Source organism: Microbulbifer sp. 2205BS26-8 (assembly GCF_030731025.1).
GTDB classification, from domain to species: Bacteria; Pseudomonadota; Gammaproteobacteria; order Pseudomonadales; family Cellvibrionaceae; genus Microbulbifer; species Microbulbifer spongiae.
This window is the reverse complement of the sequence record NZ_JAVAMR010000012.1, coordinates 42,802-68,400: the sequence shown is the minus strand read 5'-3', so window position 1 is coordinate 68,400 and position 25,599 is coordinate 42,802. Positions and strand designations below refer to the sequence as shown.

General features: G+C 53.8%; 23 protein-coding genes. 12 read left to right on the top strand and 11 right to left on the bottom strand.

From position 1 onward, the window contains the following. The first annotated feature begins 187 nt into the window (after window positions 1-187). Together Q5Y71_RS06300 and Q5Y71_RS06295 are read left to right on the top strand one after the other, a co-directional pair. On the top strand, window positions 188-1,054 hold the full coding sequence (locus Q5Y71_RS06300; RefSeq protein ID WP_306040970.1) for a DUF6279 family lipoprotein: 867 nt from the start codon (window positions 188-190) through the stop codon (window positions 1,052-1,054). Between the two features lie 107 nt (window positions 1,055-1,161). Then, entirely contained in the window at window positions 1,162-2,451 is a 1,290-nt protein-coding gene (locus tag Q5Y71_RS06295; RefSeq protein ID WP_306040969.1) for an aminotransferase class I/II-fold pyridoxal phosphate-dependent enzyme, read from the top strand. A 9-nt stretch (window positions 2,452-2,460) separates the two neighbouring features. Here the strand turns inward: Q5Y71_RS06295 and Q5Y71_RS06290 are convergent, their stop codons facing one another. Further along, window positions 2,461-4,230: a lysophospholipid acyltransferase family protein gene (locus Q5Y71_RS06290; RefSeq protein WP_306040968.1), complete on the bottom strand. Its 1,770-nt coding sequence runs from the start codon at window positions 4,228-4,230 to the stop codon at window positions 2,461-2,463. A 415-nt stretch (window positions 4,231-4,645) separates the two neighbouring features. Continuing rightward, window positions 4,646-4,981 (bottom strand): DUF1820 family protein, encoded by a 336-nt coding sequence (locus Q5Y71_RS06285; protein ID WP_301417233.1) that lies wholly within the window; start codon window positions 4,979-4,981, stop codon window positions 4,646-4,648. Window positions 4,982-5,151: 170 nt separating this feature from the next. Here Q5Y71_RS06285 and miaB point away from each other — a divergent pair, with 170 nt between their 5' ends. The 6 genes from miaB to Q5Y71_RS06255 all read left to right on the top strand — a co-directional run bounded on the left by miaB (window position 5,152) and on the right by Q5Y71_RS06255 (window position 11,936). After that, window positions 5,152-6,519 carry a tRNA (N6-isopentenyl adenosine(37)-C2)-methylthiotransferase MiaB gene (gene miaB / locus Q5Y71_RS06280; protein WP_306040967.1) on the top strand — a complete coding sequence of 456 codons (1,368 nt, stop codon included), beginning with the start codon at window positions 5,152-5,154 and terminating at the stop codon, window positions 6,517-6,519. A gap of 207 nt (window positions 6,520-6,726) precedes the next feature. Beyond that, entirely contained in the window at window positions 6,727-7,743 is a 1,017-nt protein-coding gene (locus Q5Y71_RS06275; protein WP_306040966.1) for a PhoH family protein, read from the top strand. Between the two features lie 17 nt (window positions 7,744-7,760). Further along, the gene (gene ybeY, locus Q5Y71_RS06270) at window positions 7,761-8,231 is read left to right on the top strand and encodes an rRNA maturation RNase YbeY (protein WP_306040965.1); all 471 of its coding nucleotides are present in this window, start codon (window positions 7,761-7,763) and stop codon (window positions 8,229-8,231) included. 81 nt (window positions 8,232-8,312) lie between these two features. Continuing rightward, the gene (locus Q5Y71_RS06265) at window positions 8,313-9,197 is read left to right on the top strand and encodes an HlyC/CorC family transporter (protein ID WP_306040964.1); all 885 of its coding nucleotides are present in this window, start codon (window positions 8,313-8,315) and stop codon (window positions 9,195-9,197) included. 122 nt (window positions 9,198-9,319) lie between these two features. Beyond that, window positions 9,320-10,888, top strand: a complete 1,569-nt coding sequence (gene lnt / locus Q5Y71_RS06260; RefSeq protein WP_306040963.1) for an apolipoprotein N-acyltransferase — start codon at window positions 9,320-9,322, stop codon at window positions 10,886-10,888. A gap of 130 nt (window positions 10,889-11,018) precedes the next feature. Then, window positions 11,019-11,936 (top strand): TIGR01777 family oxidoreductase, encoded by a 918-nt coding sequence (locus tag Q5Y71_RS06255; protein WP_306040962.1) that lies wholly within the window; start codon window positions 11,019-11,021, stop codon window positions 11,934-11,936. Between the two features lie 28 nt (window positions 11,937-11,964). Here the strand turns inward: Q5Y71_RS06255 and Q5Y71_RS06250 are convergent, their stop codons facing one another. The 3 genes from Q5Y71_RS06250 to Q5Y71_RS06240 all read right to left on the bottom strand — a co-directional run bounded on the left by Q5Y71_RS06250 (window position 11,965) and on the right by Q5Y71_RS06240 (window position 13,851). Beyond that, complete coding sequence (locus Q5Y71_RS06250; RefSeq protein ID WP_306040961.1) at window positions 11,965-12,378, bottom strand: hypothetical protein; 414 nt, start codon at window positions 12,376-12,378, stop codon at window positions 11,965-11,967. 244 nt (window positions 12,379-12,622) lie between these two features. Continuing rightward, window positions 12,623-13,405 (bottom strand): YdcF family protein, encoded by a 783-nt coding sequence (locus Q5Y71_RS06245; RefSeq protein WP_306040960.1) that lies wholly within the window; start codon window positions 13,403-13,405, stop codon window positions 12,623-12,625. Next, window positions 13,402-13,851, bottom strand: coding sequence for a hypothetical protein (locus tag Q5Y71_RS06240; protein WP_301417217.1), 450 nt, complete (start codon window positions 13,849-13,851; stop codon window positions 13,402-13,404). The genes Q5Y71_RS06245 and Q5Y71_RS06240 overlap by 4 nt, the downstream gene beginning before the upstream one ends. 159 nt (window positions 13,852-14,010) lie before the next feature. Here Q5Y71_RS06240 and leuS point away from each other — a divergent pair, with 159 nt between their 5' ends. The 3 genes from leuS (at window position 14,011) to holA (ending at window position 18,236) form a co-directional block, all read left to right on the top strand. Beyond that, window positions 14,011-16,608: a leucine--tRNA ligase gene (gene leuS, locus Q5Y71_RS06235; RefSeq protein ID WP_306040959.1), complete on the top strand. Its 2,598-nt coding sequence runs from the start codon at window positions 14,011-14,013 to the stop codon at window positions 16,606-16,608. 84 nt (window positions 16,609-16,692) lie between these two features. After that, the gene (lptE, locus tag Q5Y71_RS06230; RefSeq protein ID WP_306040958.1) at window positions 16,693-17,217 is read left to right on the top strand and encodes an LPS assembly lipoprotein LptE; all 525 of its coding nucleotides are present in this window, start codon (window positions 16,693-16,695) and stop codon (window positions 17,215-17,217) included. A 14-nt stretch (window positions 17,218-17,231) separates the two neighbouring features. Then, window positions 17,232-18,236, top strand: coding sequence for a DNA polymerase III subunit delta (gene holA / locus Q5Y71_RS06225; RefSeq protein ID WP_306040957.1), 1,005 nt, complete (start codon window positions 17,232-17,234; stop codon window positions 18,234-18,236). 144 nt (window positions 18,237-18,380) lie between these two features. Here the strand turns inward: holA and Q5Y71_RS06220 are convergent, their stop codons facing one another. The 6 genes from Q5Y71_RS06220 to Q5Y71_RS06195 all read right to left on the bottom strand — a co-directional run bounded on the left by Q5Y71_RS06220 (window position 18,381) and on the right by Q5Y71_RS06195 (window position 22,877). Beyond that, window positions 18,381-19,559, bottom strand: a complete 1,179-nt coding sequence (locus Q5Y71_RS06220) for a hypothetical protein (RefSeq protein WP_306040956.1) — start codon at window positions 19,557-19,559, stop codon at window positions 18,381-18,383. Between the two features lie 53 nt (window positions 19,560-19,612). After that, window positions 19,613-20,092 (bottom strand): hypothetical protein, encoded by a 480-nt coding sequence (locus Q5Y71_RS06215; RefSeq protein ID WP_306040955.1) that lies wholly within the window; start codon window positions 20,090-20,092, stop codon window positions 19,613-19,615. A 356-nt stretch (window positions 20,093-20,448) separates the two neighbouring features. After that, complete coding sequence (locus Q5Y71_RS06210) at window positions 20,449-21,321, bottom strand: CsgG/HfaB family protein (protein WP_306040954.1); 873 nt, start codon at window positions 21,319-21,321, stop codon at window positions 20,449-20,451. Between the two features lie 26 nt (window positions 21,322-21,347). Beyond that, window positions 21,348-21,758: a curli assembly protein CsgF gene (locus Q5Y71_RS06205; RefSeq protein WP_301417201.1), complete on the bottom strand. Its 411-nt coding sequence runs from the start codon at window positions 21,756-21,758 to the stop codon at window positions 21,348-21,350. After that, entirely contained in the window at window positions 21,758-22,192 is a 435-nt protein-coding gene (locus Q5Y71_RS06200; protein WP_306040953.1) for a CsgE family curli-type amyloid fiber assembly protein, read from the bottom strand. Before Q5Y71_RS06200 ends, Q5Y71_RS06205 begins: the two co-directional genes overlap by 1 nt. Before the next feature lies 1 nt (window position 22,193). Continuing rightward, window positions 22,194-22,877, bottom strand: a complete 684-nt coding sequence (locus Q5Y71_RS06195; protein ID WP_306040952.1) for a response regulator transcription factor — start codon at window positions 22,875-22,877, stop codon at window positions 22,194-22,196. 958 nt (window positions 22,878-23,835) lie between these two features. On the opposite strand from Q5Y71_RS06195, the gene Q5Y71_RS06190 reads away from it, so the two are divergent. Beyond that, the gene (locus tag Q5Y71_RS06190; RefSeq protein WP_306040951.1) at window positions 23,836-25,494 is read left to right on the top strand and encodes an acyl-CoA dehydrogenase family protein; all 1,659 of its coding nucleotides are present in this window, start codon (window positions 23,836-23,838) and stop codon (window positions 25,492-25,494) included. The last annotated feature ends 105 nt before the right edge of the window (window positions 25,495-25,599 follow it).

The following is a 25,599-nucleotide window of genomic DNA, read 5'->3' as shown; positions in this document are numbered from 1 at the left end:
AACACCGGGTACCCGCCAATGCAGTTTTTTTGGATCTGACACCGACTGTCGCTGCCCTCACCTCCAGCACCGCGCGCACGGCTTACCCATCGACATGGGAAATGCCATTGTGTCGGCTATTACCCTATCATCTATGCTTGGGGTTGCCCGTCGGAAACGACCGAACAATGTCCACAGGAAAGCGTCGATGGCACAGCCACCTGTCACGCTGATCAGGCCTTTCTGGCGCAAAGTTGCGCTCATTGCCTTTTTTGTATGCGTTGGCAGCTGTTCCAGTGTCCAGTTCGCCTACAACAATGTCGATTACTGGATACGCTGGAAAATCCGCGACTATGTGGACTTGAACCGGGCACAGGCGGTTGAGTTGCAAGCTGCCATGGACAGTTTTTTCCGCTGGCATCGACAGACCCAGTTGCAGCGTTACGCCGAGTTTCTCACCCGCCTGGCCGACGAGGTAGATAAGGGCGCACTGGAAAACCCCCGGCTGGAGCCTGTGGAACAGCAGCTGCAGCAGTTTCTGCACAGCGCCAGCGACAGTGCCTACGACCTGCTTCTTCCTATTGCCGCGCAGCTGGATAAACACCAAATTGACGAGCTGCAAAAAAACTTGCAGAAGAAACAGCAACAGGCTTTGGAAGAGTGGCAGCAGCCCCCGGAGAAGATCCGGCGTAAACGCAACCGGCAGATCCGCAAAGAAGGCGAGCGCTGGCTCGGCCACCTCTCACAAGAACAGATACAGCTGATCGCCGCCTGGGTTTCCAAGGTGGAGTACAATCCCCAGTCCCGCAGTGCGCAGAGGCAACGCTGGCAATCGAAAGCCATTGACCTGTTGCGCAGCAAGCCGCCAGGCTATTTGGAAACATTGCGCAACCTGCTGGTGGACCCGCAGCAACTCTGGCCACCCCACTACCGGCAGGCGCAAGAGCGGCGCCAGGAGCAGGCGCGCGAACTCGCCGAGCAGATATTAGCCAGCACAAGTCCTGCCCAGCGCCATCACCTGAGTCGCGCCCTGCGGGAATATGCCCGGAATTTCCGTATACTGGCAAGCCAGTAAACTCCCAGCAATACCGATTCAATCACCTTAACGGACGTATATTGCGGGCGAAGTTTCCGGCAAACTGCCAAGCTCGCACACTCAAATAATCAGCCAGGGGAACCCCCGTGCACATTGAATCCGCAACCAGCAGCCAATTAGCCGAATGGGAAAAGGAACTGAGTGCCCACTACGAACGAATCTGCCAGCATGAACTGAGTCTGGATATTACCCGCGGCAAACCCTCGGCGGAGCAGCTGCATTTATCCGACAAACTCGATGGCATTCTCGCCACCGATTACCGTGCTGCCGACGGTACGGATACGCGCAACTATGGCGGTATGACCGGCCTTACCTGCGCCCGGGCCCTTGGCGCGGATCTGTTGCAGGTGCCAACAGAGGAAGTCATGGCCGGTGGCAACAGCTCCCTGACCCTGATGTACCATGCCGTACTGACCGGATACTTATTCGGCTTCGCCGGCAATGTCCCCTGGCGGGCACTGGAATCCCCCAAATTTCTCTGCCCGGTGCCCGGCTACGACCGCCATTTTACCATTTGCGAGCAGCTCGGTATCCGCATGCTCGCCATCCCCCTGGGGAAAGGGGGGCCGGACATGGAGTGCGTAGAAAAGCACGTCAGCGAGGACGGTGACATTATCGGCATCTGGTGCGTACCCAAATACGCCAATCCCACTGGCATCACCTACAATAGGGAAACGGTGGAACGCCTGGCCCAATTGGGGCAGATTGCCAATCCCGGTTTCCGGATTTTCTGGGACAACGCCTACGCCGTGCATGACCTGGGACCATTTATCAACCTTGCCAGTATCCGCGCAGCCACCCTAGAAAATGACACCGTGGATTCCGTGCTGCAGTTTGCCTCCACGTCCAAGGTCACCCATGCGGGCTCAGGCATTGCTTTCGTCAGCGCCAGCAGCGCCAACCTGGATTCACTGAAGCTCCAGATGCAGGCGATGACCATAGGCCCGGACAAAGTGAATCAGTTGCGCCATTCGCGCTTTTTCACCGAATGCACCACGCTTGAGGAGCATATGCACAAGCATGCCAGTATTCTCAGGCCAAAATTCGAGTGTGTGCTCGAGCACCTGCAAAATGCCCTGGGCGATTCGGGTATGGGCCAATGGGAGAAGCCTCGGGGCGGTTATTTCGTCTCTTTCAACACCCGCCCCGGCTGCGCAAAGGCTGTGGTGAAGCTGGCGGCAGATGCGGGCGTGAAACTCACACCCGCAGGCGCCACCTTCCCTTATGGCAATGATCCCGAAGACAGCAATATCCGCATAGCCCCGAGCTTTCCACCACTGGAAGAACTGGATACCGCCATGTCGGTGTTCGTGCTCTGCGTACAGCTGGCAAGCGTGCGCCAGCGGCTGGCGCAGTGCCGAAATGCGAGCGGTTAAGCCCGCACCCTACTTGGAGGCCGGGCAAATATCTGGGGCCGGTGTAGTAGCGGAAACCATTCCGCTCAAGTAGCGCTTGGCAAATTTCTTATCCGCCAGGCTGAGGTCAACAACCACCAGGCCATCCACGGCATCGCAAAAACCCGGATCGATATTGAAGGCGTGAAAACTGGTTCCACCCGGTTGGGTCAACGCTGCGTATTTCTTAAACAGTGGGGGCAACATCACTCCCTCTTCACGCAGCACCTGCTTTAGCTGGCGCAAATCCGCCAATGAATCCCCGGTTAATTCCGGTAGCGGTTCCCGGGCCCACGGAAAAGGCAAGCGCGCATCCCCCAGGGGCCGCTCCGGGGCAAAATAGTGGGAGAAATAGCGCACGATGGCGGATTTGGCACGCACGGAAAATGTTCCCGGCATGGAGACCGGCCCGAACAGATAACGCACCTGCTTGCGCATCACCCATTGGCCAATGGCACTCCACAGCAAGTCGAGGCCGCAACCACGCCAGTATTCCGGCAGCAGGAAACTGCGCCCCAGTTCCGCCGAGCCCGGCAGGCTCTCGCGCGGCGGGTGTGCATAATTAAACAGGGTACTGCTGTAAATCTCGTCCTCCGCCAGGGCCTCGGTGGACGCCAGGCGGTAGGCTCCAGCAATCCGCCTGCGCCCGCTATCCCAAAGCAGCAAGTGGTCGTAGTGCGCATCGAAGGCATCCCAGTCCCGGCTCTGTCCTGTGCCCTCACCCACCGCCCGAAACGCCACCTCACGCACTCGTGCCAGTTCACGCATCACCGGGCAATCGGCTTGCTGCCGGTAGAGATGCACCGACAGGTCACCCTGCCGGGCAAGCACCTCACAGGGAGCAATCCTTTTCATCACCTGGGCCTGGGGCTCCGCAGCGGCGACCAATTCGGGACCAAGAGGCGGGGGCGAGCGATGCAACTGGTAGACATGCTTGCGCCAGAGCGCGGCCTTGGCTCTCGGTGTCAGGGGCCAACTGCAACAGTGCTCCGCTTCGAGGGGATGGCCGATGCGGACTTCTATGCTGCGACTGGCCTGCTTGAACATTTCCCGCACCAGCCAGAGTGTCGAGATGGGTTTGTTCAGGGTCGACAGGCCGTAAAACCACCAGGAATTTCTGCCCAGTACCTGAACAGGCAGAATCGGCGCCCCGGACTTTTCTGCAATTCGTGCAAAGCCCGGGTTCCAGCACCCATCCCTCACACCCTTGGGGGTCAGTCGCGAAACTTCACCGGCGGGGAAAAATAGAATGGCCCCCCCTTGCCCGAGATGATCGTAAATACCCTGAACATCTGCACGGTGGGTGCGGCCGTGAAAATTATCCACCGGCAGAAAGAATGGGCGCAGGGGTTTGAGGCTCCACAATAACCGGCTGGCCACAGCACGCACATCTCTGCGCACTCGGGAGACCATATCGATCAGGGCGAGGCCATCGAGGCTGCCGAGGGGATGGTTGGCAACGATCACCAGCGGTCCGTCAGCCGGCACCCGCTCCAGCTCTGAGGGATCCAGGCCGTAGCGGAAGTCCAGATCAGTGAACAGCTGACGGATAAAATCGATCCCACCCAAATGGGGATATCGCCGCCCAAATTCCACTATCCGCTCTTCACAACAGATTTTCTTCAGGGTTGCGGAAACCAGTTTGCGGGTTGGTTTTTGCGGCGCTGCGCTGTACCAGGCATTTTTTTGCAGAAGGTGCTCAACTCGAATCATGCCGCCGCCACCTCTGCCGTGAAGTTGGGGATGTTCGGTGTCCGCCACCAGGTCCTCCGCCCCAGAGACGGTGCCTGTCCATCGCACTTGCCTCTAGCCGGATAAACCCAGTCAGCGCAGGTTTGCGCCAGAAAATCTACTGGCCGGCAGGACGCGCTATCGCTACTGCCCGGATGGGCACCTGATATCCACAGCACGCGGTAGCGATTTCTCATAGCAAGCTTTCCGCCTTTGATCGGCAACTGACCCGGCCACCGACCAGATCTGTGCGGGACACAGTCAAATTCGAAACCGGTAAAACGGTTTGTCGTCTTATACAATGACTGTGCAGCGGCTTGATGACAGTGCAGTGTAGCTTTCTTGAAGCTTATATGGCAACAGAAGACAGAGGCGCAAAAGGGACGATGGCGGCCAAACCATCGGACCTCAGCCCGGCAGCATCGGTTCAGGCAGGAAGGATGCCTTATTCGGTATCCTGAGGGCGGCTGATGGGCGGCGCAAAGGGAAACTTTGCCACTTTGTCCCCTCCCTTGGCCTCTACAATCTTGCCAGTGCCCTCCTTTTCCACTTCGTCGATACGCACAATGCTGTGCATCGGGATATAGGAGCGCGCAACCGAAGCGAACTCGGTTTTCAGCTTTTCTTCGCTGGGGTCCACCACCAGCTGCGCCTTTTCTCCAAATACAAACTCTTCGACTTCGATAAAGCCGTACATATCACTCTGGTAAATGGCCCGAGCGTAGAGTTCATACACTTGGTTCTGGTTGTGAAAAATCACTTTATAAATCGGGTTGGCCATAGGTCTCTCTGGATGGGAATTACCCCGAAACTCAAATTAGTCAGACAGCGGACAAAGCGCGCAAGAATAGCACAGGTTTACAACCGCTAATATAGCCATCTAGGCAGTGCCGGACCGTATGGCTATAATGCGCCCCCCGTTCAATTGACCAGATTTCAACCAGGCAGAATATGTCCGATACCCCGGTGAAGAAACTCTACATCAAGACCCATGGTTGCCAAATGAACGAGTACGATTCCGCCCGGATGCGCGACCTGCTTGGGGAATCTCACGCCATGATTCCCACTGACAATCCCACTGAAGCAGATGTGCTGTTGGTCAACACCTGTTCTATCCGCGAGAAGGCGCAGGAAAAACTGTTCCACCAACTGGGCCGCTGGAAGCACCTCAAGGAAAAAAATCCCAGCCTGGTCATCGGTGTCGGCGGCTGTGTTGCCAGCCAGGAGGGTGAAGCGATCGCCACACGGGCACCCTACGTAGACCTGATTTTTGGCCCTCAAACCCTGCACCGACTGCCGGAAATGATGGAAACCCGGGCGCAAAAAAATGGCGCTGTGGTGGTAGATGTGAGCTTCCCGGAAATCGAGAAGTTCGACCGCCTGCCCCAACCCGAGGCCGATGGCGTCACTGCCTTTGTGTCTGTTATGGAGGGTTGTTCCAAGTACTGTACCTTCTGTGTAGTGCCCTATACCCGCGGCGAGGAAGTGAGCCGCCCGGTTGCCGATGTACTGGAGGAGGTGGTGCACCTGGCCAGTCAGGGTGTGCGCGAAGTGAACCTCCTGGGCCAGAATGTGAACGCCTACCACAGTGTCGGTGAGGATGGCCACGCAGTGGATTTTGCCGAGCTGATTACCTATGTTGCAGCCATCGAGGGTATTGACCGCATTCGCTACACGACGTCCCATCCAGTGGAGTTTTCCGATGCGCTGATCGATGTGTATGGGCGGGTGCCGGAACTGGTCAGCCACCTCCACCTGCCGGTGCAGAGTGGCTCTGATTGCATCCTCATGGCCATGAAACGCGGCCATACCGCACTGGAGTACAAATCCAAGATTCGCCGCCTGAAGGCGATCCGCCCGGATATCTGTCTTTCCTCGGACTTTATTGTGGGCTTTCCCGGCGAGACCGACAGGGATTTTGAAGCCACGATGAACCTGATCGAGGATGTGGGGTTTGATATCTCGTTCAGTTTTATCTACTCGCCGCGCCCGGGTACACCAGCAGCCGACCTGCCCGATAAAACCCCGCAAGAGACCAAAAAACAGCGTCTGCAGCTACTGCAAAACCGCATTAACCAGCAGGCCTCCGCCATTGCGCGACGCATGGTTGGCAACACTGAGCGGGTCCTTGTTACCGGGGTATCCAAAAAAGACCCGGGGCAATTACAGGGTCGCACTGAAAATAACCGGGTGGTCAACTTCCGTGCCGGCAACCTGGCCCTGATCGGAAAATTTGCCGATATACAGATTGTAGAGGCCCTGCCCAACTCCCTGCGCGGCACATTACTCGTATCAGAACTGGAGAAGAGTCTGTTCTGAGAGGCCAGGGACAACCTGTGCCCGGACAGGACGCTACCGGAAAATCAACCCTGACGCCCAGAACGGCAAGGGTTTAGAGTGATATTTTAATAAGTAATAAAAATATCTATTAGATATAACCTATTTGTAACACCCAAGTCTTTCCCATACTGGGAAAATAGGTATACCCTAGCAGTGAACCCCCTACTTTAAGGTGCCATAAACAGTTTGGAAACACATACTCTCGCTCACAGTATCACCCTCGAGCCCAACGACGCCCGCCGACTCGCCAACCTCTGCGGTCAATTTGACCAACATCTCCGCCAAATAGAACAGCGACTGGACATTGAGATCCGCAATCGCGGCAACCTGTTTGCCTTTTATGGCGAGCCCCAGTCCACCCGCGCTGCCGGCGAGTTAATCAACGCCCTATACCGGGAGACCGGCTCCCGGAACCACTTGACCCCAGACGAGATTCACCTGGCCCTGCAACAATCGGGCGTGGAGGAATTGCTCAGCAATGGCGCGTCCGGGGAAGACGACCAGGTGGTTTTAATCCGCACCAAAAAGTGCTCGGTACGACCGCGCGGTATGAACCAGCGCAAATATGTGTGTGCGGTACAGTCCAGCGATATCAACTTCGGCATTGGCCCGGCGGGGACCGGCAAGACCTACCTGGCGGTGGCCTGTGCGGTGGAGTCCCTTCTCAAGGACCGGGTCGAGCGTATTTTGCTGGTGCGTCCGGCTGTTGAGGCCGGTGAAAAACTGGGCTTTTTGCCCGGCGACCTGAGCCAGAAAGTAGACCCATACCTACGCCCGCTCTACGACGCCCTCTACGAGATGCTCGGCTTTGAGACTGTCGGCAAGCTGATCGAGCGCAATGTCATTGAAGTAGCACCGCTCGCCTATATGCGCGGGCGCACCTTGAACAATGCCTTCGTGATACTCGACGAGAGCCAGAACACCACCCGCGAGCAGATGAAGATGTTCCTGACGCGTATTGGCTTCGGTTCCACCGCGGTCATTACCGGCGATCCCAGCCAGGTGGATCTGCCCCGCGGGCAGGTTTCAGGCCTGCGCCATGCGGTGGAAGTCCTGGGCAAGGTCAAGGGCATCAGCTTGACCTACTTTGGCGCCAAGGATGTTGTTCGCCACCCCCTTGTCCAACGCATTGTAGAGGCCTACGATATTCACGAGGCTGAACGCGAAATAACCGCCGGCAAGGCCAGCGAAAATGCCGCTTGACACCCAGCTGCCGAGTAATGATTGATTTGACACTCGATGTACAGCGGGCCAGCCGTTGCATGCACCTGCCCTCCAACCAGGCCATTCACTCCTGGGTTGCCAAAGCACTGACCGGGCACCGGGAAGTAGCCGAGCTCTCCGTGCGCATTGTCGATAGGGCGGAGAGCCAGCAGCTCAACAGTCGGTACCGCGGCAGGGATGCGCCTACCAATGTTTTGTCCTTTCAAGCGGACTTACCTGCGGAGCTCAATCTTCCCCTATTGGGGGATCTTGTGATCTGTGCTCCGGTGGTACAGTTGGAGGCGGAGCAACAGCACAAATCACTGTCGGCGCACTGGGCACATATGACGGTCCATGGCACACTGCACCTGCTGGGCTATGACCACGTCGAGGATGCCAATGCAGCGGTGATGGAAAAGCTGGAGGCAGATCTTCTGGCTAGCCTCGGTTTTTCCGCCCCCTACGCCCCTGCCGGGAAGGCGAAATGACAGCTCACTGCGCAGCCGAACTACCCAAGCAATGCCACTGATTACCCTGAGACGAGAGATATCCGGAGCATGGCCACTTCCATGACCACAGACGAACCCCCAAGTAGTCACTTGTCCAACAAGTCCCGATCTAGTGAAAAAAACTGGCTGGAAAGGCTGTTCAGCGCTTTTTCCGTCGAACCCAAATCCCGTGATGAGCTACTGGACATCATCAAAGATGCGGCTGAAAACCAATTGGTGGACGCGGAAGCGCTGTCCATCATTGAAGGCGCTCTGGATGTCTCCACCCAGCAGGTCCGGGAGATTATGATCCCTCGCTCCCAGATGGTTGTGGTGGGCCTCAAGGACAAACCCGAGGCCTTTTTGCCCAAAATTATCGAGTCCGGCCACTCGCGCTTCCCAGTGGTCGGTGAAAGCATCGACGATATCCGCGGAATACTGCTCGCCAAGGACCTGCTCCCTCTGCTCCTCAAGGGCGTTGGCGAATTTCAGCTCGAGGATATCATTCGCCCGGCCAATATCATTCCCGAAAGCAAGCGCCTGAATATCCTGCTGAAGGAATTTCGCGAAAACCGCTACCATATGGCCATTGTTATCGATGAGTATGGCGGTGTCTCCGGGGTCGTAACCATTGAAGATATTCTCGAAGAGATTGTCGGGGAAATTGAAGACGAAACCGACGAGGAGGAAGCGGATAGCTTTATCCGCCGGGTGGGCGATAATGACTACATCGTCAAAGCACTTACCCCTATCGAGGAATTCAATAGGTTTTTTGAATGTGCGTTCAGTGATGAAGAATTTGACACGATTGGTGGTCTAATCATGCAGTCTTTTGGTCACCTGCCCGGGCGCGATGAGGTGACCCGCCTCGGAGACTTTATGTTCCGCGTACTCTATGCCGACAACCGACAGATTCACCTGTTGCGCGTGGCCCATATTCACAAACCGCCGGAAGAGGACAGTTGACACAGGGCACCCCCTAAAACCCGCAGCCGGCACGCAGATTTGCAGCGCGCCAGTCGATGACCCAGGAGCTTGAATCACTGGCTACAGCGGCCTACAGGGCCGGGTGCCGAACACGCGAGTCTATGCGCAGATTACTTTTTTCTCTCGCCAGCGCTGGCGCCGGCGGGTTGATGACACTCTCCTTTGCCCCGTTCAACTACTGGGTATGTGGCCTGCTGTCCCTAGCCCTGCTGGCTTGGCTCTACCTGCAGGCTTCGGGGGGACAAACCCTGCGCGGACGCAGCGCCCTGTGGCTGGCATTCTGCTACGGCCTGGGACTTTTCGCCAGTGGCGGCTCCTGGGTCTACATCTCGATCACTAACTTCGGCAACGCCTCTGTTCTCCTTGGGATCGCGCTTACCGGGGGTTTTGTCGCCATAATGGCGATGCTGCTGGCAGCCCCATTTTATGTTATCGGCCGTTTTACCGATAACCGGTTCAGCTTTGCCCTGGCCTTCGCCGCCCTCTGGTTTATCAGCGAATGGTTTCGCAGCTGGATATTGACCGGCTTCCCCTGGTTATTTGCCGGCTATGCCCATTTGGATACCTGGCTGTCCGGCTGGGCTCCGGTACTGAGCGTCTACGGTGTCGGCCTGTTGCTAGCGTTTGGCGCAGCCGTGCTCGCCCTGGCGTTCAGCGGCCGCCTGGCGCCACTGAATCAGCGCAGCCATATCGCCCTGATTGTCTCGGCATTACTCCCCTGGCCCGCAGGCGCCCTGCTTTCTCACGTGGCGTGGACCCACGCGGAGGGCGGGATCATCACGGTAGGGTTGGTACAGGCCAATATTCCCCAGGAGAAAAAGTGGCTGCCGGAATTTCGCGGAGAGACCATAAGCCGTTACCAGGACGGTACCCGCGAACTGAGCAGTCGGGATGTGGATGTGATCATCTGGCCGGAGGCTGCACTGCCGATGCTGTACAGGCAGGCCCCCAACCTGATGCAGGCGCTGCAGCGCAATGCGGAAAAAACCCGAATCGACCTGATCAGCGGCATCCTCTACGATAGACGCGATCCCAACAACAATGGCCGGATTGTACATAATTCAGCCGCCGTGTTCGGCCAGAATCCCAGTGTCTACCACAAGCGCCACCTGGTTCCCTTCGGCGAGTATGTACCCCTGGAGCAGTTGATCCGGGGTACCATCGAGTTTTTCGACCTGCCCACCTCCTTTATCCGCTCAGGGCCCGACGAGCAGCGCCCGCTAAAGGCAGCGGGTGTCAGCTGGGCACCGCTCATCTGTTACGAGGTTGTCTATCCGCGCCTGGTGTCAAACAGTGCACTGCCGGCCCAGGTGCTCCTCACGATCAGCAATGACGCTTGGTTCGGGGAGTCCATCGGCCCTTTGCAGCACTTGCAAATGGCGCAAATGCGCGCGCTGGAAACCGGCCGCTATCTGGTCCGCAGTACCAATACCGGAATGACTGCCATCGTGGACCCCCAGGGACATATCGTGAAACAACTGCCCCAGTTTGAACAAGTCAACATGACAGGCGATATCCGCGCAATGCGGGGAGTCACCCCATTTATGCTTGCCGGTATCCCCATCGTATTTGCTCTGGCTCTGCCCATGCTGGCTCTGGCGGTCATCCTGCGCCGAAGAGGAAGTGCCAAAGCCCAGGCACCTGCCACTGGCGAAGTCACCGACCAGTAAAGCCTCTCGAAAAGCGCTCCGGCAACCTAGCGGGCTCAACCCCAGCTCCGCCAGGGCCCCGTCATGACTGCAGATGACTGCTATGCTGCAAGCACTTCACCAATAAAACTGCGGCAGGGGCGCCCTACCTATGCATTGTTTAATCAGTGGCGGCACCGGCCTGATCGGCAGGCTCTTTTGCCAGCGCTGGCTGGACCGTGGAGACAGTATCACTGTATTGAGCCGGCAGCGGGATAAAGTGCATGCACTTTGTGGAGAATCTGTAGATGCCTGCAGGGAACCGGAAGAGGTAGAGCAGCCAGTAGACGTCGTGGTGAACCTGGCGGGAGAGCCCATCTCCCGCCGCTGGACCGAGAGGCGCCGCGCTGAGATCCGCAATTCACGTCTGAAAACCACAGAGAAGCTGGTGCGCTGGACGCTCGTGCAAAGAGCGCGCCCCGGTTACTTCCTGTCCGGCTCGGCGATTGGCTACTATGGGGATCGCGGTGGAGATCTGCTAAAGGAAGACAGCCCCCCCGGAGGAGGTTTTGCCGCACAGCTGTGTCGGGATTGGGAAGCTGCAACCCTACCCCTACAGCAGGCGGGTATCTGTGTCGGCATTATGCGTACGGCTATTGTACTCTCCAACCGCGGTGGCGCCCTGCCACAGATGCTGCCGGCATTCCGGCTTGGACTTGGGGGGCCCATGGGTTCTGGTGAACACTGGATGAGCTGGATTCACGAAGAGGATGAGGTGGGGCTGATGCTGCACGCTATCGACCGGCATCTGTGCCTGCCATTCAATGCCAGTGCACCGGAGCCAGTCACCAACAACAGCTTTGCCCGCCTCCTGGCCAAACAGTTGCACCGCCCCGCTGTGATGCGCACACCCGCCTGGCTATTGAATATCCTGTTTGGAGAAATGGCACAGGAACTGCTTCTGACAAGCGAGCGGGTGGAGCCGCGCACAGCACTCGACAGCGGCTATACTTTCCACTTTCCCACCCTCTCGCAGGCCCTTGCAGACTTGATCAATGGGGGCAGTGCCACCCGCGGCGCACAGGCCTGAAAGTACCTCCGCATGCGCACAAGGTGTCTCAGGCCGCCGCCATGGCGCTCTCCAGTGCCTCAGCCAAAAAGCGACAACCCGCCTCGCTGGTCACCCGCTCTGCATGGCACTCCATTGGTGCAGATCCAACCCACCGGGCATGCCAGCGATACCAATGGGATTCTTCTCCACCCTTGCGCAACTCGATAAATTCCACTTGGGCAGGGTCAATACGAAATTCTCGCACTATTTGCCCGGCAAATGTCTCAAAGTTCTTGCTTAGCTGGGCACCGACCTCCGTACCCGCATAGAGAAACAACAGGGTTCTGCCATCCTGCCTCACTTGCCTGAAACCAATCCAAACTGCCTGATTTAAACGGTTGTGTAACTGGATGGGAGTAAAAGAAATCGGGAAGCCCTTCATCTTGGGTTTATCTCGCTTGTTGTTATGGTTGTTTTCCACCGCCGTTACGCCTATTGGTAACCCCGGCAGTCAAACCGATCTTCCATGTCTTGTTTGATGCCGCCGTCCCGGAAGCACAGATGCAATCTGAGTCCGGCTGCAGGTATTTCAAGGGTCCGGCCTGCGACGCCATTCATCCTAAGTCCGGCCCTAGAAGTGATCAAGTCACTGTCTTGTCCGGCACCCTGCGGCCCCTCCTCTCTTGGCCGGTAGGCCTCTGAAAAGCCTTTACTTTAAAAGTTCCTCAACAGGAGTGAATTGGTGGCAGCGATCTCCAGCGATACCATACCTGTGCCAATACTTCCCGCCAGTAAATCTGCGTTTGAAGCATCGCCGCCGCACCGGGTGTCCAGCGCAATACACCGCTCTGTGACTGCGGTAACAGCTCCGCCGCACTGCCTACCGACAGCGGCTGCACTTGCAGGCCAGCGCGAGTAAACACTTCTGCTGCGCGGGGCATATGCCACCAGTGGGTTACCAGGACAATACTTTTCACACCGGCACTGCGCAATATCGCTGTGCTGTGCATAGCATTCTCCGCAGTTGTACGGCTGCAATCCTCGCGCCAACTGACCTGCCGGAACAGTTCCCCTTCCAGCAGGGCTGCCATCATCTGTGATTCTGCCAACCGCTCATTCTCATAGATCCTGCCACCGGAGACCAGTAGTGGCAGGTGATCCGGCGCTTTTTGTGCTGCCCAAACCACCCTTTCGAGACTTGTTGCCGACAAGCGCTCATGGCCAGACATCCGGTCACGGTAGCGCCCACCACCGAGAATAACGACAGCCTGGGGAGTGATACCGGCCATTTCCGGAGCTGTTCCCAACTGCTTTCCAAGCCAGGCAGAAAACGCGGGTGTGGCACTCACCCAGAGAGCAGCGAAAGAAATAACGGCCAATGGCAGTGCCGAGCGCTCCAAAAGGGAGCCGAAAGGCAGGAAGTACAGTAGAAAAGCCAACAGCAATCCCAGCAGAGGTGCCAGTGGCGGCATCAAAAGGCTTGTCATAATCGGATAAAATTCGATCAATATTCAAGACCACCCTTAATCTGGCGAAAGCAGCCATATCCGCAGCGGTGGCATGGGGTAATCTGGGTATGCTGCGGGGGCAGCACACGATAACCACAACCCAGGCATTGCAGCTCCTCATCAGCTCCCACATATTCGCCAGCCAGGGCCCAGGGTTGTCCGTCTTTGATACAACGCATCAGGTTGGGCCAGGCAGTTTCCGTTGGATCTGCCGCATCCAGGAGCCAATTGCCGCCACGCTCCTCAAGGGTACGCAACTCCCCCCCGAGACCGCGCAGATAATCCGCCGCCCGATGCAGGTCATCCTTTAACCAGGCGCGCAGGAATGCGACTTTATTGGCTGTCAGATCCTCAACAGCCAGCTCTCCTTCCACCAGATTCTCCAGGTCCTCGCGCAACTCGTCGACCAGATCTGCCTTCGGTGGTAACTTCGGTTCCTTCGTCACAATATCCCTCCTATAATTCCGCATTTACACATCCTAATAGATGCTCCGGGGACGGGGCTTGATTGCGATCATCCTCCCTCGGATACCGGTCAGCAACCGTACCCGTTGGAGCATTGAACGTCCCGTAAATTTTGATCACAGAGTATAGGCCTCGAATTCATGCAAGAGCAGTACAATCCCTCCACGGTCGAAGCTTCCGCCCAGGCATTCTGGGAGGCACACAATAGCTTCGAGGTTAAGGAAAACACGGACAGGGAAAAATTCTACTGCCTGTCCATGTTCCCGTATCCCAGCGGCAAACTCCATATGGGGCACGTGCGCAACTACACCATTACCGATGTGATTTCCCGTTACCATCGCATGCGGGGTAAAAATGTCCTCCACCCGATGGGCTGGGACGCCTTTGGCCTGCCCGCTGAAAACGCTGCTATCCAGAACAAGACCGCCCCGGCCAAGTGGACCTATGCCAATATCGACTATATGAAGGGGCAGCTGAAAGCGCTCGGCTTCGGCTTTGACTGGTCCCGCGAGTTGGCCACCTGCCAGCCTTCCTACTATCGATGGGAACAGTGGTTTTTCACCCGGTTGTACGAAAAGGGTCTGGTTTACAAGAAAAATGCCGCCGTCAACTGGTGCCCCCACGACCAGACGGTGCTGGCCAATGAGCAGGTGGAGGACGGAGCCTGCTGGCGCTGTGGTACCACAGTTGAGCGCCGCGAACTGGCACAGTGGTTTATCAAGATTACCGACTATGCGGAGGAACTGCTCAGAGATCTGGACAAGCTGCCAGGCTGGCCCGAACAGGTACGCACCATGCAGCGCAACTGGATCGGCAAGAGTCGCGGTGTGGAGCTGAGCTTCGCCCTGTCTGAGACTGTGGCCGGTATGGACCACTTCGACGTTTACACCACCCGCCCGGATACGCTGATGGGTGTCACCTACCTCTCCCTGGCCGCCGAACACCCCATCGCCCTGGCGCTGGCGCAAAACAACCCGAAATTGAACACATTTATCGCCGAGTGTAAAAGGCAGACCCTGTCCGAGGCCGATTTGGCCACCATGGATAAAAAAGGCATGGACACCGGGCTGAAGGCCATTCATCCCATCAGTGGTCAAGAAGTGTCCATATGGGTGGCCAACTATGTATTGATGGATTACGGTTCCGGCGCCGTTATGGCGGTGCCTGCCCACGATCAGCGCGACTGGGAATTTGCCCATAAATACCAGCTGCCTGTGGTGCAGGTGATTGAACCCACCGATGGCCGTCTTGTCGATCTGGACAGGGAAGCGTTTACCGAAAAAGGCAGGCTGGTGCATTCCGGCTGTTTTGACGGGCTGGACTTTGACGGGGCCTTTAGAGCGATCTCCGAGGCACTGACCGCCTCCGGCAAGGGCCGCGTAACCACCAACTATCGCCTGCGCGACTGGGGCGTATCCCGCCAGCGTTACTGGGGCGCACCGATCCCCATGTACAACCTGGCCGACGGCGGGGAGATCCCGGTACCTGCGGAAAAACTGCCCATTTTACTGCCGGAGGATGTAGTGCTGGACGGGCTTCAATCTCCCATTAAGGCCGACCCCGAGTGGCGTAAGGATGAACTCAACGGCACTCCGGTTGAGCGGGAAACCGACACCTTCGATACCTTTATGGAATCCAGCTGGTACTACGCCCGCCACACCTGCCCGGATTTTGAGCAGGGTATGCTGGACCCCGATCGTGCCAACTACTGGCTGCCTGTCGACCAGTATGTCGGCGGTATCGAACATGCCATTTTGCACTTGCTCTATGCGCGTTTCTTCCACAAGCTGATGCGTGACGAGGGCCTGCTCGACAGCGATGAGCCTTTTAAGCAACTGCTTTGTCAGGGGATGGTGTTAGCGGAATCCTTTTACCAGGAGGAAAATGGTCACAAGACCTGGATCAACCCTTCCGACGTGGATATCGAACGCGATGAAAAGGGCAAACCGATCAGAGCGGTTGAACGCGCCACCGGTAAGGCGGTTCTCTCCGGTGGTGTGATAAAGATGTCCAAGTCCAAAAACAACGGCGTAGACCCCCACGCCACAGTAGAGCAGTATGGCGCGGACACAGTGCGCCTGTTCACCATGTTCGCGGCGCCACCGGAACAGACATTCGAGTGGCACAACGCCGGTGTCGAGGGGGCCAGCCGCTTCCTACGCAAACTTTGGAAGACAGTGTATGCACATGGGACAGCCGGCCCCAGTCATACCGAATTTGACCGACAGGCCTTAAGTGACCGGCAGCAGCAGTTGCGCCGCAAAACACACGAAACCATCCAGAAAGTGGGCGATGACTACGGCCGCCGCCAGACTTTCAACACTGCCATTGCGGCAGTGATGGAACTGCTCAATACAGTGGGCAAACTGGCCGAGCGGGACAGCGAGCAGGGACTCGCCGTTGAACGCGAAGCCCTGCAGGCCGCCATACTGTTACTGGCCCCGGTTACCCCCCACATCTGCCACCAGTTGTGGCAAAGCCTGGGAAATACCATCGATCTGATTGATGCTCCCTGGCCCGAGGTGGACAAACAGGCCTTGGTACGCTCAACCATCACTCTCGTAGTACAGGTCAATGGCAAGGTGCGTGCAAAGCTGGACGCGCCGGCAGATGCGGATAACAAAGCCTTGGAACAGCGCGCGCTCGCCGATAACAAGGTGCAGAAATTTCTGGGTGAAGCTACTGTGCGCAAAGTCATTGTGATACCGGGTAAGCTGGTCAATATCGTCGCCAAATAAATTTGCCATCAAAGCCGGGCACGCAGTGTGTCCGACTCTGTTGGCAGGAATTCTAAAGATCGACCCGATGCAATCAGGTGGCTTATGAAAAAAATCCCACTCCGAATTATTATCCTGGTGTTTGCCTTTACAATTATCAATTGTGGTTGGCACTTGCGCGGTGTGCCCAAGAATTTTCCTCCGGGCAGCACTATTTATATTTTCAGCGAAAATCCGCGCAGTGATATCGCCGATGAGCTCAGCCGCCTACTGCATAACTCTGGTGTGGCCATCGCGCCATCACCTATGGATGCGGACTATGTACTGACCATTCACACAGAAACCGAGCGCAAACTCACGGTCGCTGTGGACTCAGAGGGCCGCGCATCAGAATACGAGCTGATTACCAGCGTTGTTTATAGTATTCGCACTGGCAGTGGGGAGATTCTGTTGAATAAGGCCCAGGCTGACGTCTACCGCGCACTGGTATGGGATGTTTCGGAGATCGTTAGCAAGGGGGAGGAAGAGCGCTTGCTGCGCACGGAAATGCGCCGGGAACTGATCGGCCGAATCATCGACCGGCTGCGTCGCGTTGATGCCAATGCGCCCTTAGAAGACAAAAGCTACTAGGCGTTTCTGCTCCAATGCGTATCCCCCCCCATCAGCTGCAACAATATCTCGGCAAGGGGCTTGCCCCGGTCTATATTATTTCCGGTGACGAGCCACTGCTGGTGCAAGAGTGCTGCGACCAGGTGCGCGCTGCGGCAAGAAAACACGGCTTTGGTGAGCGTGAACTTCTGCATGCAGAGCACAATTTCGACTGGGGGTTACTGCGCGCCTCTGCGGGCAATATGTCCCTTTTTGCAGAAAAAAAACTGATCGAGGCACGCATACCCAACGGTAAGCCGGGAGACAAAGGCAGCAAGGCCCTACGGGAATTTGCCAAACGCACCCGCCGGGATTTAATACTGCTGATCGTGCTCCCCAGGCTGGATAGATCCCAACTCAATAGCAAGTGGGTCAAGTCCCTGGAGAAGGATGGCGTGCTTGTACAAGTCTGGCCGGTGGGTGCCGAGGATATGCCCCGTTGGATCCACCAGCGACTGAACGCTGCCGGGCTGTCTGCGGAGCCAGAGGCAATACAGGTGCTCGCTGAACGGGTTGAGGGCAACCTGCTTGCCGCGAGCCAGGAAGTGGAAAAGCTGAAACTTTTGAATTCCGATGAACGCATTACTGTCGAGCGGTTGGCGCAGAGTATCACCAGCTCTGCCCGCTACAGCGTGTTCGATCTCATAGACAGAGCCCTGGCTGGAGAGGGCGAAAAATCCATTCAAACCTTAGAGGGACTGCGTACAGAAGGCATAGAGCCCCCGGTCGTACTCTGGGCACTGACCAGGGAAATACGCTCACTGCTGGACATTGGAGAAAAACTGGCGCAGGGACAACCTCTGGTACGCCTGGTACGTATCCAAAAACGCCAACCTCTTGTACAGTCCGCCCTTGCGCGTCTGCGTCCCCGCCAACTGGAAACCCTGCTTCTACGTGCGCGCGCTATTGACGCTGCAATCAAGGGTGGGGCCGCACACCAGTCTCCCTGGACAGGCCTGCTGGAACTCACTCTGAATTTATCTGGTTATCGCTGCCTGTGACCGTTGAAACTTGTCTTCCCTGACCCAGGTCGCAGAGTAATTGATAGAAAGTGCCTGGCATAAGAAGTTTCTGTTCATTCTCAGCGACAGGTAACCTCTCCCCTGAGCAGGGAGAGGTTGGTGATCACCAGATTACTGAGGCTATTAGTTTTGTACAACAGTGGCCAGATTGCTGGTGCCAACCTGGTGTACGCTGGCCATGTTGAAACCATTTGACTGGTCCACGAAGGCAGCGTTGTCATTGCCGGATTGACCGAGATGTGCGCTTTGCTCAAATCCATTCTGTGAGAGAGCGATCAGGTTGTCAGCACCCAGGTCCTGGTGGATTTCAGCCATGTTCAGCTCTCCCACTTGATCAATATCCACGGTATTGGAGACACCTTCGCTGAACCCGAGTGCGGTGTTGCTATTTCCGGACTGGTCGATTGTCAACATATTCATGTCGCCATTCTGGGAAAACCCAGTCATATTACCATTCCCCATTTGCACCAGCGTGGCAGTATTATTGTTCCCAAGCTGGTTCATATCAACGGTATTGAAACTGTCAAACTGAGTGACAGTGGCAGCATTGTCAGCGCCTACCTGGTAGGCCACACTGGAGTTCCCGCTGCCATCCTGAGCGATCGTGGCCTGGTTGTTGGCACCAACCTGCGCCAGATCCTGGTAGTGAAAGTCACCGGTCTGCAGCAAATTTGCGGTGTTCTCGGCCCCTTCCTGGTAGACAATACCCACGTTTCCATCACCTATCTGGCCGCCATTGAATCCATCGGCAGATGTATACCGGGTGCTGTTCCACACACCGTTGCCATCCCCGGTCTGGGTACTGGAGAAGTAGTTCGCGTCGCCTTCCTGGTGCAGAGCGGCCATATTATCATTGCCATTTTGCAACATATCGACATAGTTAAAGTTGGACTGGCTGTACTGGTCGATATACAGTGTATTCTCACTGCCCATCTGACCTGCATAGGCAGTATTCCCAGAACCCTCCCATTGATGCAGAGTGCTCCTGTTGCCTTCTCCCTCTTGATAACTGGAAGCCTCAGAGCCCTCCTGCATCCACTGGTCAGTTTCCACCCAATTTCGATTGCCAATTTGCGTCTGGTCAAGGTAGTTTCCGTCAGCAAAAGACTGGTAGGCGTTTGCCCGATTGTCATTGCCTTCCTGCCACTGATAGGCGGCGTTATTGGTAGACTGGTCCACCTGGGTAATTGTTGCCCCATTGTCATTGCCAAACTGCATTTGATCCCCGACGTTACCATCGGCTAGGACTTGACCGGTTCCGCCAAGCAGGGTAATCGCGGCAGCAAGTGAAAGTTTTTTCATTGATGGTTTTTCCTCTAAATTAACTGAAATCACGGACGAAATAACACAGCGCATTAATCGTACTGCACTATTTGCACTGCATGGTTGTCACCAAACTGCGCGACAAATCCAAATAACCCATCCCCATGTTGGATAATATTTGCAGAATTTCTCTGACCAACCTGGTCAATCAGAGCGATATTACCCGTACCATATTGAATAGCTGCCGCCTGGTTATAGCCCCCGGACTGGGATATGGCCGCATAGTTTACATTGCCAGCTTGCTGAATGACCGCTTCATTAGAATAACCTTCCTGAATCAGAATTACCTGATTAAACTGGCCAGACTGGGAAACTTCCGCTAAGTTGTCATCGCCAACCTGGACTATCTGAGCCAACTGTCTTTTAAGCGGGTCATCTCCAAGCAAAAGAAGATCCAATGCACCCTGACCGGATAGCAATTCATTGTGGGGATCCAGGTCATCCGCATACACACTGGGCAGAGCAAACAGGAATAGAAGCACAGACAATACAATCGCATTGCTAGCGTTCACGCAGAACTCCAAAAAAGAGAAATACACCGTTAAAAGTCCGCCAACAACGTCAATATAAAACAATTGAGGGGGAAATAAATCGGAAAAAAGCGTATTTATTGCACCCTTAGAATGAGAAAAATACGACTTTTGTATGAGTGTCGGTTAATTCAATCGTGAATTTTTCACCCAAACAAAAGACAGCATTTCCTTTCAAAGTGCAACAATACCCAATGAAAAATTAATCATAAGAATTCAACAAAAATCTGATGTCGATAATGGAATTTATTAACTCAGTCAGCATGGAGGAAAATAAGAATTAAAATACAATCAAATCAAACATTATCATTATTCTGGAAAACTACAGACTTGCCGATTTATAATATTTTTACAGGGGTTTCAGCATATTCACTCAACACAGAAGCTGGATATTCCTTATTATCCTGTAATGCCCAAAGATTCGCATTCACTCCCTGGGAAATCAGGTGGATTACTGCTGCCTCAATAGCAGACAGAACACAGAGTTGTGCAGGGTCATTTGTTGTTGTCCCTGCTTCAATTTCCAGCAGTCGTTTGTACTCTACGAACTGATAGACATCGCCCTGTATCTGACGTGACAATATTTTTTTACTGGTGAGAACGCTACTGACAACTCTGCCACTACGGACATCCACCGCGCGCAGATTAACGGTTACCTCATCCACCCGGTATTGCTCCGAAATACCGATACCAAAATATCTGACACCTGCACCTCCGGTTTTTATATTGGTATCATAGGCAACAATCCCACCTTCAAGCATAATGTTTGCCGACATGAGAGATGGCAGCTCAAAAGGTGGGATATTACCCTGCTCTTTTATGGCCGCACGAATTATTTTTCTTTCCGTCAGTAGATTTTGAAGCCCTTCTCTTTCCAAGGTTACAAACCAGCCAGATTCATTCAGCACCTGCACCAGCATCGCAGCAGCTCCCTGTGTAACCGCTGTGGAGAACGAACTGGCTGGAGCCGGCCTGTACTGACCTGTCAGATCGCTAAAGCCATATACCGCAACAACTATCTTTCCTCTGGGGGATGGCAGGCTCAGTAAATCCACATAGGTACTCATCCTGTCAGTCAGAGTTGCTTTCTGTTTTCCAGGACCAAAAAGAGCCTCTCCAGTTTTTTGAAAAAAACTACAACCAGCAATAGAAACGATCAAGACAAAAAAAATAGTCCTTAACAACATCATCGCTGCCTTTAGAAAATACAAAAGCGCTATTCACCAGAAAAAACATACTAGTTTCCGGGATCCAGGCCAACAACTACAATCTCGGAAACCTCTCCTGTAACCGCATCAGTAATAGTGATGGTCAGCGTACCATCCACATCGACAATATTGACGATGAAATCATCCGTCACTAAAGTACCATCATTACCGTTTCCCACATCGGTTAGCAACTGCGACAGCAGCCTGGACTCTAAAGTATCCGTAAATCTATCCAAAGAAGAGATTCCGGAATAAGGTGATTTATCAGCCTTTGGGTCTCTCTTACTGTTTTGGGCACTTGCATTGTTCAACAGATAGTTGCCATTTAACGGATTCCCGCCAAAAGAGGGATTTACTGGTGTGTAAATCAGTTCTGTAGCAGAACCTATATATGGTGAAATTGAACAAATGGTGACAATAAAAAAAATCCATCTTCTCATTAGATCTCCTCTCCTGCCAAATCCAGATTTTGAGAGAATAACTCCTGCAACCTTTTCTGCCGGACATTATTGTCAATCTGTGTGGCCGCCCTCTCTACAATCTCCCCAAAAGTTCTTCGTCCGGGATATAGTATTGTTTTAAATACCTGTTTATTCTCATAGGTAACCCAGACAACGCTTCCCCACCTGGCTGAGGGTCTCTCATGGACAGTCAGATTATATTCAAACTCGGACAATGTCGCCGATAGGTAGAGAGAGAGGGAGCGGGCAAATTCATGCCCTATACCACTTACAGTGTCATCGATTACAAGCCCTATCAGCAGAGAATCCTCTGCTTCCAGTTCCTCTAACTCCTGGGAATAACCAAATAAGGTTAGCGAAGAAAAAAGAAGTATTAAAGATAGAACTTTACGGATACGAAAATCAGTTATCATATTACAAATTCTGACTGGCCCAACTACTTGCCTCTAATCGATTTTTACAACCTATTTTTCGATATATTTTATAAAGATGACTCTTAACAGTATGCTCGCTGACACACAGCGCTTCAGCGATATTGGCATTGGTATGACAATCACAAATGAGCTGTAAAATTTGCCGCTCTCTCCGTGTCAAATTATAAGTCCTCCCAGACCATTTTTTTGGTTTTCGGTTCTGCCTTAGAAAATTATGCAACACATCTCTTGGAAACCAGTACTCACCAGAAAATATTCTTTTCAATCTTTCCAATATAATCCTGGGTTCACTTTCCGAGGACATTAGGCCAAGGACCCTCTCCCAATAAAGCACAAAATCAATGTCCTCTGTCTGGCTGATATTGATCAACACAATATTGGGAGGTTCTGTTATCTCGTGCACCTCCCGTAGCAACTGATCAAGATCTGCCAGCGTTAGACCCGCGCAATCTAGAATAAGATAATCAGCTTCTATCTCTTTAAAGGCATTAATTTCCGAATGGCGAAATATGATACATTTGATATTAAATTCATCCTCTATTTTTCCAGCAAAAATAGAAGTTTGAATGTTCATACAGGAAGTTAAGAAAACGACGGAAGGGCTATTTTCTCCCGCTTTCGCAGTTATAACTTTTAGGCGTGCATAATCCTTATGCAAATTCATCTGGGATTCCCCAATGTGCAGTCCTATTTCAATATTTATTTTTTACCTTGCCAGTTCTTCTTGATACTTCTCGGTCATCTTACACTGTGAGCTAAATCTATTCGATCAAACACTTTCCTGCAACAGGAAGTGACTTGGTGACTACAATTTCAATCTTAAGTGTATTAATCTCCTTTATGCAAGCCATTTATTAATACCTAGGTATTACCCTATCCCGGACATAAAATAGACGAATCGATTTTTGGCATTTAATTCCTCATACATTGAGGGAGCGAAAGTACTAAGAGCAGTGTTTTGAACCCCAATGTTACCGGATGGAATTTGAGGAAAAATGAGTTAAAAAGGGGCAGAAAGCTGTATGATAAAAATTTGCTTTTCTCTCCTAAACTGACTCAAAGTAAAGATGGATAGCGAAAGAGAATGCAAGGCATATTGAATGATCCGAAACAAATTTTTCGAGAAAATGTTAAAAAAGTCAGCACGACATACTTGACGACGATACGATTATTCAAAAACAATCAAGTAAAAATAGATGAGAGGTTACAGAAAAACCATGATTTTATTAAAAGGACCCCTTATAGTAGAGTCAGCAAAGAGTATATGACGGGATTCTCAAATTTTCTGGATCAATCACTTGCGTCCAAATAGTGATCGGGAAGCAATTTGGCTATGCTCCGGTTCCAGAGTAAGCCTCGCTGGGCACTCCCAGTAGTTGGTCCGGCTACTACTGAGAGTACCTTGAACTGCCTGGCTGGGACGATACACTAAGAGGCGAGCTCATTACCCTGCAAAACCAACAACCATCGAGCCTTAGTACTGCCTCTGGCGAAACAAAGGTCCGCTTGGTCAATTATTAAGAAGATAAATCTTGATACTGCAGAGTGTATTCCCATTGTGGGCGCAGTAATAGGTCAAGCAGATTCCTCTTCACTTATCGACGTCTACAGAGACTGAAGTTATGATTGATCACTCTCACCCAACTGCACACACTGCCACTCACCAGGTTTACAATCAGGTACTACCCCTGTTTGGGCATAACTTGTATGCAGGTGATCCGGCATTACAGGGGGCGGTATATATCAATAAAGGGCGATGGGCCGAAGCCGACTTACACCGTTACGGAGAAATCTGTGGCAGACCAGAAATGATCGAGCGCGGGTATGCTGCCAATGAATTCAAACCCATATTCGAAAGTCACGATCGCATAGGGAACCGTATTGACCTAGTGCGCTACCATCCCTCGTACCATCAATTAATGCAACTGGCGCTTTCGGAAGGACTGCACAGTACGCCTTGGACTGATGCCGGCCCTGGTGCCAATGTGGTACGGGCGGCAAAACACTATCTTCAAAGTCAACTAGAAGCTGGCCACGGATGCCCGGTAACGATGACATTTGCCTCAGTACCGACAATTCAACTGAATCCTGAGATTGCCAAGGAGTGGGTCCCCAAGATTCTCAATAGGGGATACGATAGCAGTAACCGCCCCTATTTTGACAAGTCATCACTGACAATTGGCATGGGTATGACGGAAAAACAGGGAGGCTCGGATGTCCGCGCCAACACAACCACCGCAATTCCAGTGGGAGATGGTAGTTATGAGTTGATCGGACACAAATGGTTTATGTCCGCCCCAATGTGTGATGCCTTTTTGATCCTTGCACAGGCTCCCGGGGGGCTCTCCTGCTTCCTGGTCCCGCGCTGGCGACCGGATGGCAGTAAAAACCCACTAGAAATTCAGCGCTTGAAGGTTAAGGCGGGCAATGTATCTAATGCCTCTTCGGAGGTAGAGATACGGGGCGCATTTGGATGGCTGCTGGGCGAGGAAGGGCGCGGCGTAAATGCCATCATCAAAATGGTGGCAATTACCCGATTTGACTGTATGACCGGATCCTCCGGGGGCCAGCGACAAGCAGTGGTGCAGGCAGTATATCACGCTTCCAGGCGAAAAGCCTTTGGGCAGATGCTGATTGACCAGCCCCTAATGAAAAACGTCCTGGCCGACTTGCAGCTGGAAGTCGAGGGGTCCGTTGCATTGACCATGCGGATAGCCAAAGCCATGGATCTTGAAGAAGTGGAACATGAAAAAAGGTTGCTGCGATTGGGTGCTGCGGTGGGGAAATACTGGATATGCAAACGTAGCCCCCACCATGCTTATGAAGCAATGGAATGTCTGGGAGGCAATGGGGTTATCGAGAATTTTATCACCGCACGGCTCTACCGGGATGCCCCTATTAATGCCATTTGGGAAGGATCAGGCAATATCCAGGCTTTGGATGTCCTGCGTGCGATCACTAAAACGCCTGCCGTGGTAAACCACTGGCTCGATGAGATGGAGGGAAGCCTTGGCGTGGATACAAGGCTGGACAAAGCGATCGAAAAACTGAGAAACGAGCTTGCAGACCTGGACCGGTTTGAATACCGGGCACGACACATTGTTGACCAGATGGCTATTACCATGCAGGCGCACCTTCTAGTCCAGGGGGGGAATGAGGCGGTCAGTGATGCCTTCATAGCATCCCGGCTGGAAAGTAGCGGCGTGCGTAGTACCGGCAGCCTTTCAAAAGGGGTCGATGTAGAGACACTACTGATTCGCGCAAATCCACTGATGGTATGAGTTGCACTTACAAGTCACATGGTCGCAGCTTGTGGCCATGTAAGGCGATCAGGCAAAAAAATTCCAGTATCGTCGTGTCCATCAATTGATCGGTTTGCCGCCAGA